Below are 13718 nucleotides of genomic sequence, written 5' to 3'. Positions count from 1 at the left end.
CGACGGCTTTGGTTCGCAGCAGCCCTGTCCCATATTACGCTGTATCCCAATGGATATAGCGATGTTGCCAGACCGTCCTCGCTCCTGCAAGGCACGGCGCATGGCGACGCCTTGAGATAGGTCGGCTCCATATGGGACGGCCTGCCTTCGCCCTGGCAGAGCAGGAGCTGGACGGATGGGCTGTGGCGGCCGGAGCCGGCTTCTTATCGACCGAGGTGCGGACCGGGCGCCCGATTGCACCGCACCGCCGGATTACCGAAAATAGATGTCATCCATCGCGGCACTCCGAGGCATCTTCACCATGCTGATCCCGTGCCGCCCCGCCATCGAACGTCCATTGGCGTCCGGCATTGCTTGATGTGCCTGATGCACTAGCGACCGCGCGAGCGAATTTTCCATGAGCATCAGTTCGCGGAGGAGAACGTCGAGTTGCGCCAGCCCCTCGTCACTCACGCGCAGAAGAGGGAGCCGTGGTGTCCAATCGCACAGCCCGAGCAAGCCCATGGCACCCTTGACGGGGACAGGGTTTGTTTCGGTGAAAAGGGCATGATGCAGGGGTGACAGCCAGTCCTGTAGTTCCGCTGCGCGCTCGCGGTCGTTCTCCAGCCATGCCTCGTGCACGGCGGCGCATAGCGCCGGCACCAGATTGGCCGTCACCGAGATGCAACCACTGCCACCCATCGCAAGGTGAGCAAGCGCGGTTGCGTCATCGCCCGAGAGCTGTTGCAAATCCGCACCGCAAAGGCGACGAAGCCTGGCAGGCCTTGCCAGATCCGCCGTGGCATCCTTGATCGCAACAATGATCCCGTCGTTGTGGAGCTTTGCGATCACCTCGTCATCGAACCGCACCCCAACGCGTGAGGGTACGTCGTAAAGGATGATCGGCAACCCCGATGCGCTGCTGACAGCGCGAAGGTGAGCATGCATGCCTGCCTGCGACGGCTTCACATAGGGCGGGGCCGCGCACAGCAACGCGGACGCACCGACCCTCTCAGCCGCTGCCGCCATTGCGACAGCCGCCTGCGTGCAGGGGGCGGTGATGCCCGCGATGACCGGGATGCGATTGCCAACGGCTTCCTTGACCGCATGGATCGCCCGCCCCTGCTCATCGAGTGTCATCGCGGCTGCTTCGCCCGTGCTGCCGCATACCACGACGCCGGATGACGCCCGGTCCGCGGCGCGTTCTGCCAAGCGACCCAGGGCAACCTCATCGAGCTCCCCGTCACCGGCGCGGAACGGCGTGACCAGGGCCGGGATGGAACCACGAAAGGTCATGAACTGCCGACGCATCGACACGGTGATTACCTCAAGCTGCAGGGGAAAGAGTGGCCAGGCGCCCGGTCACGACAATGGTATCGCCACGGGTGCGCCGGAGGTGGACCCGTGCGTATCCGAGAGCCTTCAACTGCCGTACCAGGCCGCCCGCCAAACTGACTGTCTTGATCCCGAGCAGGCGCATGGCGAGCCGCCCTTCATGGGTGCCGTGCGACAATGCCTTCCGGGCGCAGAACGCAATCTCTGTGGCCTGATCCAGCGAGGCTACGCGCGGTGCGACCACAACCTCGGCAGCTTCCGGGTGCAGGGGGGCCTTCGAGACGCCGATTGCGGACCGGCACCCGCGGCGAACGGATGCGCACAGCAGATCGGCGGTTGTGCCACCAACCACCAGAACCCGATCCTCCGTCGAAGCCGCAACCTCATCAAGGAGCCCGCCATCGTCCTCGGACGATTGGCGGATGATATGGTGAATGCGTGCGGGTCGGCTGAGCAAGGTCATCGCTTTGTCCGTCGGACTGTGTTCGTCGACGATTTCAGCCTTGCTGGCTTGGGTCACGTGAGCAGAACTGAGCATGGGAACCTCCACGCCCGTGTTGTGCTCGAACTTCGCGTAAAAAATCGATAGCAATTAGAGGCTCGTATCATAAAGAACGTTTACGCCAGGTCACGCCGATACTGCGGCGCGCGCAATCAATCCGATCGTGATATAAGCGGCGGCTTCGTCCCAGTTCGTTAGCCTGTCACCGAACTTGCGCTCTCGAAGCAGGAGGGCGAGCACGACGCATGTGAAAGCGGTCACGAAAGATAAGTCGGAAACAACCCTCCAAGGGCTTCTGTCAGACCCATGATAAGCAAACGAGAACAGGATAATGCAGGCCATCCGCAGGAGAAATCGATTGATCACCTGAGTGGACGCTAAGACGAAGGCGAGGAGGATTTCCATATTCTGACGATCCAACTCTGCCGCGGCGGGTCGCCGCGGCAGAAGATGAGGGTTCAGAATTTACGGCTCAGGGTGACCATCACCCGGTCATCGCAAAGCTTCTGACCGCCCGAGCATTCGTTCTGCGAGATATTGGTGCCGTAGTAGCCGACGGCGAGCGTCGCTCCGGCGAAGACTTCGCGCGACAGGCTTGCGGACCACGTCGCGTAGTCTGGCGTGCCGAACCTTGGCTCGCGCTCGATCCACTGATAGCCGAACCGGCCGGATGCGGTGAGGCCCAGCGGGAGTGCCACATCGGCACCACCTTCGGCATAAACGCCGGTACCGGAGCGCCCGAAATAGTTTGGCGAAACGAAGGCTGAACCGAGCAGAGTGACCGGGCCAACAATCTTGCTCGCCTTCACGGCGCCTTCGATGAAATCGATCTCTTGCGTACCCGCCACCCGGCGGTATCCGGGATAGCTGTAGTAGATGGCGCCGATGTCCCACGAAAGACCGATCGCCTCAAACCGATATCCAGCAAGCAGGTCCACTTCCTGTCGCGCATCGGTGCCCAGGAAAGAAACATTGCTGACAAAGGCACCGACATAAAAGCCGCTATCATGCAGTGCTTCAAAAGTGCCTTGGACGGCCGGTCGGTTGCGGGTCTGGCTGATGCCGCGGAACAGGTAGTCGGTTGCGACAGCAGGGGTCGCCGTGAGGGTCAGATTGAGGGCTTCGACCCTCATCTGCGCCGAGGCGGCGGCGGGAGCGAGAACGGCAGCGGCCACGGCCAAGCCTGCCGCGGATGCGATACGGTACATGGTGTCGTCCAGATTGGTGGCAACAAGGGGAACGGTCGTGCAGCTGCGCCGCGATTCAGCGCAGTGCGTCGAGCGCCAAGTTCAGCTGCAACACGTTGACGCGTGGCTCGCCCAGAAAGCCCAGCTCACGACCTTCGGTGTGCTGTTGGAGCAGGGTCTGGATACGGTCAGCAGGGATCCCACGCGCGCCGGCAATGCGCTGCACCTGCCGTGCCGCATTCTCGGGCGTGATGTGCGGGTCCAATCCGGACCCGGATGCCGTGACCGCGTCGGCGGGTACGGGTTTGGCCCCCGCAGCGGCAACACGCTCGCGCACGGCGTCAACCAGCTTGGTGCTGGTCGGGCCTTGCTGCGACGCGGCACCCGCGCTGGCGTCGTAGCCATCCCCGGCCGCCGAGGGTCGCGGCTGGAAATAGCGCGGCTCCGCGAAGGCCTGGCCGATGAGCGCGGATCCGACCACCCGGCCTTCCCGCTCGATCAGGCTGCCGCCTGCCTCGGTGGGAAAGACGGCCTGGGCGACACCGGTCATGGCGGCGGGCATAGCGAGGCCGAGCAGGGCGGTGAACAGTACCACCGTGGTGGCGGCGGGACGAAGCAGGCCGGTCATGGTTCAGGCAACCCCCAGCAGGACGAGGATGACATCGATGAGCTTGATGCCGATGAAGGGTGCGACGATGCCGCCCAGCCCATAGACCAGGAGGTTGCGTCGCAGCAGCGCCGCCGCGCCTTCCGGGCGGTAGGCCACGCCGCGCAGCGCCAGCGGCACCAGCGCCACGATGATCAACGCGTTGAAGATCACCGCCGACAGGATGGCGCTTTCCGGGCTGGCCAGGCGCATCACGTTGAGCGCGCCCAACTCCGGATAGGATGTCACAAAGATGGCGGGCAGGATGGCGAAGTACTTGGCCACGTCGTTGGCGATGGAGAAGGTGGTCAGCGCGCCGCGGGTGATCAGCAGTTGCTTGCCGATCTCCACCACCTCGATCAGCTTGGTGGGGTCGCTGTCCAAATCGACCATGTTGCCGGCCTCGCGCGCCGCCTGCGTGCCGGTCTGCATGGCCACGCCCACGTCGGCCTGCGCCAGGGCGGGCGCATCGTTGGTGCCGTCACCCGCCATGGCGACCAGCCGGCCCTCGGCCTGGGCGGCGCGGATGTAGCCGAGCTTGTCCTGCGGGGTCGCTTCCCCAATGAAGTCGTCCACCCCGGCTTCCGTGGCGATAGCAGCGGCGGTCAGCTTGTTGTCGCCGGTCACCATCACGGTGCGGATGCCCATGGCGCGCAGTTGGGCGAAGCGCTCGCGGATGCCGGGCTTGACGATATCCTTGAGCTCGATGAGCCCCAGCAGCCGCCCGCTTTGCGCAACCGCCAGCGGCGTGCCGCCGCTGCGGCCGATACGATCGGCTTCCTGACGCACGGCGTTCGGCACCTCGGTGCTCAGCGTGCGCAGCAGGGAATCGACCGCGCCCTTGCGATAGCTGCCGTCCGGTGTGTCGATGCCGGAGATCCGTGTCTGTGCCGTGAAGGGCACGACCTCGGCGCCCGGCGGCAGGCTGGGCAGCGGGAGGTTATGCCGCTCCCGCGCGAAGGCGACGATGGAACGGCCTTCCGGCGTTTCGTCTGCCAGGGAAGCCAGCAGCGCGGCCTGCGCGAGCGTGCCGATCTCGACACCGGGCGCAGGGGAGAAGCCGGCGGCCTGGCGGTTGCCCAGCGTGATGGTGCCGGTCTTGTCCAGCAGCAGCACGTCCACGTCGCCCGCCGCCTCCACCGCGCGGCCGGAGGTCGCCATCACGTTGAAGCGCACCAGCCGGTCCATGCCCGCGATGCCGATGGCCGACAGCAGGCCGCCGATGGTGGTCGGGATCAGCGTGATCAGCAGCGCGGCCAGCACCGGCACGGATGGCGGCTGCCCATTCCAGGAGGCGAGCCCCACCAGCGTCACGACGGCGATCAGGAAGATGATCGTCATGCCGGCCAGCAGGATGTCGAGCGCGATCTCGTTCGGCGTCTTCTGCCGTGAGGCACCCTCGACCAGCCCGATCATGCGATCCAGGAAGGTGGAGCCGGGAGCGGCCGTGATCCGTACCACCAGCCAGTCGGAGACCACGGTGGTGCCGCCGGTCACCGCCGAGCGGTCGCCGCCGCTTTCGCGGATCACCGGCGCGCTTTCGCCGGTCACGGCTGCTTCGTTGACCGAGGCAATGCCCTGCACCACCTCGCCGTCGGACGGCATGATGTCGCCGGATTCCACGAGGACGTGGTCACCGACGCGGAGCTCCGTCGCGGCGCGGGGCTGCCACAGGGCGCGGTCGTCGGGGCGGACCAGCAGCTTGGCCCGCGCCTCGGTCCGGGCGCGCCGCAGGCTTTCGGCGCGGGCGCGGCCGCGGCCTTCGGCCACCGCCTCGGCGAAGGTCGCGAACAGTACGGTGAACCAGAGCCATGCGGCGATGGCGGCCTGGAAGCCCCAGGTCTCGCCCCGGAATGCGGCGGCCGCGGCCAGGATGGTCACCAGGATCGAGATGACCTCGGTCACGAAGATGACCGGGTTGCGGATGAGTTTGGCCGGGTTGAGCTTCAGCAGCGCTTCCAGAACGGCGCGGCCGAGCAAGGCCCGGTCCAGGCCTATCCCCGCTTGATTCTGGCGGCCGGCGGCGACGGTTGGGGTTGGCATGTCCATAGGTTCAGGACCTCAGAAGGTCTTCCCGGCAAGCATCACGAAGTGCTCCGCCAGGGGACCGAGAGCGAGGGAAGGCAGGAACTGGAGCCCGCCCAGGATCAGGATGATGCCGGCCAGCAGGCCGGCGAAGAGCGGCCCATGCGTGGGCAGCGTGCCGGTGCCTTCCGGCGCCTTCACCTTGGCGGCGAGGCCGCCCGCGATGGCCAGGACAGGCACCACATAGGCGAAGCGGCCGAGCAGCATGGCGATGCCGAGCGTGGTGTTCAGCCAGGGCGTGTCCGCCGTGAGCCCGCCGAAGGCCGAGCCGTTGTTGCCCGCCGCCGATGTGTAGGCGTAGAGCATCTCCGTCAACGCGTGCGGGCCGACGTGGGCGAGGGAGGCGGTCGCCATCGGCAGGACCAGGGAGACAGCGGTGAAGCCCAGGATGGTCGCGGGGAGTACCAGCACCGCCAGCATCGCCAGCTTGACCTCACGGGCCTGGATCTTCTTGCCCAGGTATTCCGGCGTGCGGCCCACCATCAGCCCGGCGACGAACACCGCCAGCAGAGCGAAGATGAGGATGCCGTAGAGGCCAGAGCCGACGCCGCCCGGCAGGACCTCGCCCAGCTGAATCAGGAACAGCGGCACCATGCCGCCCAGCGGCGTGAAGCTGCTGAACATGGCGTTGACCGCGCCGCAGGAGGCGCCGGTGGTGGTGGCTGTGAACAGCGAGGCCAGGGCCAGGCCGAACCGGACATCCTTGCCTTCCATGTTGCCCTGCGCGGGGTCCACCCCCAGCGCGGCCATGATCGGCGTGCCCGCGGCCTCGGCGGCGTAGATGGCGAGCGTCGCTACCACAACAAAGCCCAGCATGACCGCCAGCAGGGTGCGGCCCTGCCGCGCGTCGCGCACCAGGTGGCCGAAGGTGATGCATAGCGCGAAGGGAATGACCGCCTGGCACCAGATCTGGATGGCCGTCACCAGAGCGCCTGGTCCCTCGAAGGGATGCAGCGAGTTGACGCCAAAGAAGCCGCCGCCGTTGGTGCCGAGGTGCTTGATGGCGATCTGGAACGCCGCGGGGCCAAGCGGAATCACCTGCTGCCCGCCCTCCAGCGTGGTGGCGGTCACGTAGTCGGCGAAGGTCTGCGGGATGCCGAGGGCGACGAAGATGAAGCCGACCACCACGGCCAGCGGCAGCAGCACGTACAGCGTGACCCGTGTGAAATCCGCCCAGAAGTTGCCGAGGCTGGAGATGCCACCCCGGGCGAAGGCTCGCGACACCGCCAGCGCCAGCGCGATGCCGGTCGAGGCCGAAAGGAAGTTCTGCACCGCCAGCCCCACCATCTGGGACAAGTAGGACATCGCCACTTCCCCGGAATAGGCCTGCCAGTTGGTGTTGCTGACAAAGGAGACGGCGGTGTTGAAGGCCAGCCAGGGAGACAGCCCGTCGAAGCCGCGGGGATTGAGTGGCAGCATGCCCTGCAGGCGAAGGAGGAGGTAAAGCAGCAGAAAGCCGAGCGCGTTGACCGCCAGCATGGCCATGGCATAGGCGCGCCAGCCTTGCTCGGCATTGGGATCGATGCCGCCGGCGCGGAAGAACAGGGCCTCGACCGGTCGCAGCCAGCGGATGCGGCCCTCAGCCACGGCGGCGATGTAGCGGCCAAGCGGGATAGCGGCTGCCAGGACGGCGGCGAGCACGAGCGCGATCTGCGCCCATCCGATCAGGGTCATGGGATCACAGATCCTCGGGGCGCAGGAGCGCCCATAGCAGGTAGCCGAGCAGGCCCGCTGAAACGGCGGCGCCCAGGATGAGGTCGAGCACGGGGTATCAGACCTTTTCGCAGGCGGCGGCGTAGGCCGCCATCAGGCCGAAGAAGCCGAGGCCAAGCGCCAGGAGCAGAACATCGATCATCGGGATGAACTCGCGCGACGGAGAACGGGAAAGCCCCATTCAGGTCTCTGCTGCTAACTTGGCGGCGCGCAAAATTTCGATGTGAGTTTTGTCCAGGACTTATAAAAAACCCATAAAAGCGCTCGTCCGAGCTGCGCGTTTTTATGCCGCCTTTATTGGTTCGCTTGAAGGCTCACATATCTTTTTGATGGCTCTCCGGCCTATCAGCCAAGCGACCTGCTTGCAGTCCGCAACGGCTTCCCGGAGACAATGATGGTTGACCTGCGAGGAAGTGCGGCTCCCGCGTATTCCGAGAGCCATCACCTTCAACCGGGTGCGGGCGGGCACGGATCGGTGCGGTTCAGGGCTCGCTCATCATTATCATCTCGTCTGGTGGCGTTCCCGGGGGAATGGCTGTTCGCTGCCACGGTCCTAATCGAGATGTCATGGGCGCTTCTCTGTTCTTTCGCACTGGGACTGGGTCAACGAGGCCATGCGCCGGCTTTCCCATACGCCCCCTGGGTCTGGCTTGCCGGATGTGCGATCATCGCGCTGGCAGCTATGGGCATGGCCTGGCATGCGGCTCCGCCGCACCTCCGATGATGCTTTGAATGCCGCACCCGCCGTTGTAAGCGCCAAGCATGAATGACCCGTCTGCCCGCCCGGACCCCGATGCCCTGTTGGCCATGGCGCAACGGGAGGGCCGTGGGCGCCTGAAGGTCTTCCTGGGCGCGGCGCCCGGCGTGGGCAAAACCTTCGAGATGCTGAACGAGGCGCGCCGTCTGCGGGATGGTGGCACCGATGTTGTCGTCGGGTTGGTGGAAACGCATGGGCGCCAGGACACCGCCGCGCAGATCGGTACCCTGGAGGTATTACCGCTGCGGCAGATCTCCTACCGCGGCCAGACGTTGCGGGAGTTTGACCTCGACACCGCCCTGACGCGGCATCCCCAGGTCCTGGTGGTGGACGAGCTCGCGCATACCAATGCCCCTGGCAGCCGCCATCCCAAGCGGTGGCAGGATGTCGAGGAATTGCGGGATGCCGGGATCGAGGTGTGGACGGCGATGAACGTCCAGCATCTGGAAAGCTTGTCGGACGACGTTGCGCGCATCACCGGCATCCGCGTGCAGGAAACCGTGCCGGATCACGTGCTGGCGGGGGCGGATGCCGTCGAGCTGATCGACATCCCGCCCACCGAACTTCTGGAGCGGATGCAGCAAGGCAAGGTGTATCGCCCCGAGCAGGCGGCCCGCGCCCTGAAGGGCTTCTTCCGCGAGGGTAATCTGGCGGCGCTGCGGCAAATCGCGCTGCGGCGAACGGCGGAGCGGGTGGACGCCGATGTCACCGGCTACATGCGCGCCAATGCCATTTCCGGTCCCTGGCCGGTCGGCGATCGGGTCCTGGCCCTGGTTGGCCGGGATGCCTCGGCGGAGGCTGTGGTGCGTCACGCCCGGCGGATTGCCGATGCGCTGCACGCGCCGCTCATGGTCCTGCATGTTGAGATGCCGGGTGGGGCGGGCGGCATCAGCCCATCGCCGGCTCTCCGGCTGGCCGAGCAGCTTCACGCTGAGGTCGAGACCACGGCTGCACGCGACCTGCCCACCGCCGTTTTGAACCATGCCCGCACGCACAACGCGACCCATCTGGTGGTCGGCCGCGGGCAGCCCTCTGTTTGGCGCCGCCTGACGGGGCGGACCCTCACCACAGCATTGGTCCGGCAAGCCAGCAGCTTCACCCTGCATCTGGTGCCTGCGCTATCGGGCGTCATGCCGCGCGTGCGGCGGGAAGTGGCGGGACTGCCGAACTGGGCCAGTTGGGTTGCCGTGCCATCGTTGGTGGCACTCACCACGCTCGTGAGCATCTGGGCCGACGGGATCGTGCCCGAGGGTGGCCTGGGCATGATCTACCTGGCTGCCGTCGTGGCGCTGGCGGCCTGGTTCGGCCCCACCGCCGCCGCCGCGGGGGCGTTGCTGTCCTTTCTGGTTTGGGATTTCTTGTTTCTCGTGCCCCGCTTCACCTTCGCGCTGTCCGGCATTCAGGAGGTGATGGGCGGCGCCATCTTCTTCGCCGTCGCGCTGCTGCTGGCGGGGACCACCGGCAGCCTCGGGCGATCTGTCAGCACCGCGCGCGCACGGATCTTCGGTATGCGGCGCCTGGTCGAGGTGTCGCGCAGGCTCAGCGCCGTGACGTCGACAGGGGATCTCCTGACCGTGGTGGCGCAGGAGGCCGCGAAACTGGCCGACCGTCCGGCCTGTGTGCTTCTGCCGCTGGATGGCGAGCCGGTCGTGCGCGCCGCCCGCCCTGTCGAGATGGAGCCCGATGCCGCTTCCATGGCGGCCGCGCGGTGGGCGCTGTCACGGGGAACGCGGGCTGGCTTTGCGACCGATGCGCTGCCATCTGCCGACTGGCAGTTTCGGCCCATGCGCACCGCGGATGGCGTGGTGGGACTGCTGGCCCTGCAGATGGCTGGCCAGGTGAAGGACATCGAGACCGAGCGGGACCGGGCACTGGATGCATTGATCGACCAAGCCGCGATCGCGCTCGAACGGTCGCAGCTGATGGCTGAGAATGCGCGCAACGCGGCGCGCGCGGAAACGGAAACGTTGCGATCTGCCTTGCTGGCCTCCATCGGCCACGACCTGCGCACACCGCTGACATCAATCCGGGGTGCGATAGAAACCCTGCGGATCTCCGGTGACAGCTTGACGGCCGCAGTCCGCAGCGACCTCTTGACGACCGCCGAGGAAGAAACCGTGCGGCTCGCCCGTTACCTGAGCAATGTCATCGACATTGTTCGTTTGGAAGGTGGGCAGGTCGAGCCTAGGCGTGAGCCGGTGGATATCGAGGACGCGGTCCGCTCGGCGGCGGAGCGGGCCAGTCGTCGCATCGGACGCGACATCACCTGCGATATCGACAGCAGGCTTCCGGCACCACGGCTGGACCCCGTTCTCCTGGAGCAGATCCTGGCCAACCTTTTCGACAACGCTGCCAAATTCTCCGAGCCGGACACACCGATCGTCGTCAAGGCGCGGCGCGTGGGTCCCGAGGTGACCATTGCGGTGGAAGACCAGGGCATCGGTGTTCCACACGATCAGCTTCATCAGATCTTCGACCCCTTCTTCCGTGTGCGCCGCGGGGACGCCGCACCGGCTGGGAGTGGCCTGGGACTTGCGATCTGCCAGGGCCTCACGCATGCCATGGGAGGACGTATCACTGCTGAGAGCCCCATCCGGGATGGGCATGGAACCCGCATGACGGTGTCCCTGCCCGCATGACCGCCAGCCGCACGCGGTTGCTCGTTGTCGACGATGAGCCGCAGATCCACCGGTTTCTCGCCCCTGCATTGGCCGCCGCCGGGTACGACACCATCAAGGCCGAAACCGGGGAGGAGGCTCTGCGGTTGGCGGCCATCCGGCAACCGGCCTTGATCCTGCTGGATCTCGGATTGCCGGACATCGATGGCCAACTCATGATTTCGCGCCTGAGGGCCTTCATCCAGGCGCCGATCCTCGTTGTTTCGGCCCGTGGCCAGGAGGAGGAGAAGGTCGCGGCGCTGGATGCCGGGGCCGACGATTATGTTGAGAAGCCCTTCGCTCTTGCGGAGCTGCTGGCGCGCATCCGCGTCGCCCTCCGCAGAGCAGCCTCCGGCGATCGGGCCCCGGCGACCGAGCTGAATGTGGGTTCGCTTTGCATCAACATTGATCGGCGGTTCGCGAAGATCGGAGGGGGGGAGCCGTTGCACCTGACGCCCAGGGAATGGTCCCTCCTCGTGTGTCTCGCTCAGGCACGGGGGCGGGTGCTCACCCAGCAGCAGCTGTTAACGGCGGTCTGGGGCCCGGCCCACTCCGACGAGGCACAGTACCTCAGGGTCTATGTCGGTCATCTCCGCCAGAAGTTCGGCCGGGCGGCGGGTTTGCTCAAGACGGAGCCAGGCGTCGGGTACCGACTTTCGGAATAGCTTCCGTATGTGTGGGTCATGGTGTTCCAGTCGGCCATGGCCGGTCACGGCATGGAATCATCCTGGACCACCGCCGGGGCTGCGGTCGCCAGATCGGTTGTCTGGCCGTGGGCCGGCGAGATATCAGCCTTGGTCGGGCTTTACGTCAGGAACGGCCGCCCTGGCCTGCGAAAGCAGCAGAAGGCTTCCGTGCTGTACCCCGCGTTCCGCGATCACGGCGTCCGCGAAGCGGCGGACCACCGATGCGTCCCCCTTCAGGACGGCAACTTCCAGGCAGGCATGGTGATCCAGGTGGACGTGCAGGGTGGCCACCGAAAGGGCGTGGTGGTCGTGGAACGAATTGGTCAGTCGTTCCGGCAGGTCGCGACGGTGATGGTCGTAGACATAGGCCAGCGCGCCCACCGCGGGGCCCTCTGCCTGTCGTGCCTCGGCGGCCTGGCGTAATCCGGCGCGGGCGAGGTCACGGATGGCTTCCGACCGGTTCGCATAGCCCAGGCCATCAACCTCCCGCAGCAGGTCGTCGTCGAGGGTGATGGTGATGCGCTGCATGCCGCCTCTCGCGATGGGTTGATATGCTGTTCCGATAAACTTAGCATACCACGCTGTTCAGGACGCTGGGGATTACCATGCTGCGCCGTTCGATGCTGCACGCCATGGGCGGGGCGGCGGCGCTGGCCGCCATGACCCCCGCCGCTGCCCAGGCGACCCGGCGCAGGCTGACCTTCTCCTGGCCCAGCAATGCCGGGCCGCTGCACCCGCATCTTTATTCGCCCAACCAGATGTACGCCCAGTCGATGCTGTATGAACCGCTGGTGCGCTACGCCGAGGGTGGCAGGATCGTCCCCGCGCTGGCCACGGCCTGGGAGATGGAGGAGGACGGCCGCGCCTGGCGCTTCACCCTGCGGCAGGGCGTGAGCTTTTCCGACGGGACGCCCTTCGACGCCGCCGCCGTGGTGGCCAATGTCGACGCCGTGCTTCGCAACCGTGCGCGGCATGCCTGGCTGGAACTGGTCAACCAGATCGAGGGCGCCGAGGCGATCGACCCGGGCACTGTCCGACTGCGGCTGCAGGGACCGTACTATCCGGCGCTGCTGGAGCTGTCCCTGCCTCGTCCCCTGCGCTTCGCTTCCCCGGCGGTGCTGCGGGCGGATGGCGGCATCGCGGCGCCGGTCGGCACCGGTCCCTGGGTGCTGGCGGAAACGGCGCGCGGCCAGCACGACCTGTTCCGCCGCAACGATGGCTATTGGGGCGAGAAGCCGGTGCTGGAGGAGGTGCTGGTGCGCGTGCTGGGCGACAGCAACGCCCGGGCGCTGGCGCTGGAAAGCGGCGAGATCGACCTGGCCTACGGCACGGACCAGCTGGATGCCGATACCTTTCGCCGCTTCGCCGCTGACCGGCGCTTCACCACCGCCATCTCGCCGCCCATCGGCACGCGGCTGCTGGCGCTGAACTCGGCCCTGGCGCCCACCGACGACCCCGCCGTGCGGCAGGCGATCGCCCAGGGCATCGATCGCGCGGCGCTGGTCCGGCACATCCTGCTGGACACCGAGCCCGCGGCGGGAACGCTGTTCGCCACGAACTTCCCCTATACCGATCTGGGCCTGCAGGCGCCCGGCTTCGACCGCGCGGCGGCGGCGGCGCGGCTGGAGGCGGCAGGCTGGACGCTGCCCGCCGGGGGGCGGGTGCGCCGCAGGGATGGCCGGGACCTGGCGCTGGACCTCTGCTTCATCGGCGCGGATGCCTTGCAGAAAGCTATTGGCGAGGCCGTGCAGGGCGACCTCGCGCGCATCGGCATCGCCGCGCGGCTGGTGGGCGAGGATGCCAGCACCTATTACGGCCGCCAGCGCTCCGGCGATTTCGGCATGATCTTCAACGATACCTGGGGCGCGCCCTACGACCCCCACGCCTTTCTGGCCTCGATGCGCGCACCGTCGCATGCCGACTACCAGGCCCAGCGCGGGCTGCCGATGAAGGCCGAGATCGACCGCCGCATCGGTGCCGTGCTGGCGATCACCGATCACGCGCGGCGGGCGGAAGAGTATCGCTGGCTGCTGACCACGCTGCACGAGCAGGCGGTGTATGTTCCGGTTTCCTTTTTCACCAACAAGCTCGTGCACCGGCCGTCGCTGGGCCGGGTGCCGTTCGGTGACACGCGGACGGACATTCCCTTCGCCCGGATCGGCCGGGGCTGA

The 13718-nt window shown here is 66.7% G+C and carries 13 protein-coding genes; 3 read left to right on the top strand and 10 right to left on the bottom strand.

The window, feature by feature from the left end:
• Window positions 1-252 precede the first annotated feature (252 nt).
• From dapA to IAI59_RS23295, 9 genes are read right to left on the bottom strand one after another with little or no spacing between them, the layout of a single operon-like run.
• Complete coding sequence (dapA, locus tag IAI59_RS01685; RefSeq protein WP_237180993.1) at window positions 253-1290, bottom strand: 4-hydroxy-tetrahydrodipicolinate synthase; 1038 nt, start codon at window positions 1288-1290, stop codon at window positions 253-255.
• A 16-nt stretch (window positions 1291-1306) separates the two neighbouring features.
• Window positions 1307-1906 carry a hypothetical protein gene (locus tag IAI59_RS01680; protein ID WP_207443831.1) on the bottom strand — a complete coding sequence of 200 codons (600 nt, stop codon included), beginning with the start codon at window positions 1904-1906 and terminating at the stop codon, window positions 1307-1309.
• Between the two features lie 36 nt (window positions 1907-1942).
• Window positions 1943-2221, bottom strand: a complete 279-nt coding sequence (locus IAI59_RS01675) for a hypothetical protein (protein ID WP_207419434.1) — start codon at window positions 2219-2221, stop codon at window positions 1943-1945.
• 53 nt (window positions 2222-2274) lie between these two features.
• The gene (locus IAI59_RS01670; protein ID WP_207419433.1) at window positions 2275-3024 is read right to left on the bottom strand and encodes a TorF family putative porin; all 750 of its coding nucleotides are present in this window, start codon (window positions 3022-3024) and stop codon (window positions 2275-2277) included.
• A gap of 55 nt (window positions 3025-3079) precedes the next feature.
• Window positions 3080-3631 carry a potassium-transporting ATPase subunit KdpC gene (gene kdpC, locus IAI59_RS01665; protein WP_207419432.1) on the bottom strand — a complete coding sequence of 184 codons (552 nt, stop codon included), beginning with the start codon at window positions 3629-3631 and terminating at the stop codon, window positions 3080-3082.
• A 3-nt stretch (window positions 3632-3634) separates the two neighbouring features.
• Window positions 3635-5692: a potassium-transporting ATPase subunit KdpB gene (kdpB, locus tag IAI59_RS01660; protein ID WP_207419431.1), complete on the bottom strand. Its 2058-nt coding sequence runs from the start codon at window positions 5690-5692 to the stop codon at window positions 3635-3637.
• Window positions 5693-5710: 18 nt separating this feature from the next.
• Complete coding sequence (gene kdpA / locus IAI59_RS01655) at window positions 5711-7408, bottom strand: potassium-transporting ATPase subunit KdpA (RefSeq protein WP_207419430.1); 1698 nt, start codon at window positions 7406-7408, stop codon at window positions 5711-5713.
• 4 nt (window positions 7409-7412) lie between these two features.
• Window positions 7413-7499 carry a K(+)-transporting ATPase subunit F gene (gene kdpF / locus IAI59_RS23445; RefSeq protein WP_120639025.1) on the bottom strand — a complete coding sequence of 29 codons (87 nt, stop codon included), beginning with the start codon at window positions 7497-7499 and terminating at the stop codon, window positions 7413-7415.
• Between the two features lie 6 nt (window positions 7500-7505).
• Entirely contained in the window at window positions 7506-7628 is a 123-nt protein-coding gene (locus IAI59_RS23295) for a hypothetical protein (RefSeq protein ID WP_272874687.1), read from the bottom strand.
• A 581-nt stretch (window positions 7629-8209) separates the two neighbouring features.
• On the opposite strand from IAI59_RS23295, the gene IAI59_RS01645 reads away from it, so the two are divergent.
• Together IAI59_RS01645 and IAI59_RS01640 are read left to right on the top strand one after the other, a co-directional pair.
• Entirely contained in the window at window positions 8210-10843 is a 2634-nt protein-coding gene (locus IAI59_RS01645) for a sensor histidine kinase (RefSeq protein ID WP_207419429.1), read from the top strand.
• Window positions 10840-11526 carry a response regulator gene (locus IAI59_RS01640; protein WP_207419428.1) on the top strand — a complete coding sequence of 229 codons (687 nt, stop codon included), beginning with the start codon at window positions 10840-10842 and terminating at the stop codon, window positions 11524-11526. Before IAI59_RS01645 ends, IAI59_RS01640 begins: the two co-directional genes overlap by 4 nt.
• Before the next feature lie 123 nt (window positions 11527-11649).
• Here IAI59_RS01640 and nikR read toward each other — a convergent pair whose 3' ends face one another.
• The gene (gene nikR / locus IAI59_RS01635; protein ID WP_207419427.1) at window positions 11650-12075 is read right to left on the bottom strand and encodes a nickel-responsive transcriptional regulator NikR; all 426 of its coding nucleotides are present in this window, start codon (window positions 12073-12075) and stop codon (window positions 11650-11652) included.
• Between the two features lie 77 nt (window positions 12076-12152).
• Between nikR and nikA the strand changes: the two genes are divergently transcribed.
• Complete coding sequence (gene nikA / locus IAI59_RS01630; RefSeq protein WP_207419426.1) at window positions 12153-13718, top strand: nickel ABC transporter substrate-binding protein; 1566 nt, start codon at window positions 12153-12155, stop codon at window positions 13716-13718.

The organism is Roseomonas haemaphysalidis, assembly GCF_017355405.1.
Taxonomy (GTDB): domain Bacteria; phylum Pseudomonadota; class Alphaproteobacteria; order Acetobacterales; family Acetobacteraceae; genus Pseudoroseomonas; species Pseudoroseomonas haemaphysalidis.
This window is presented reverse-complemented; position numbering and strand designations above follow the sequence as displayed.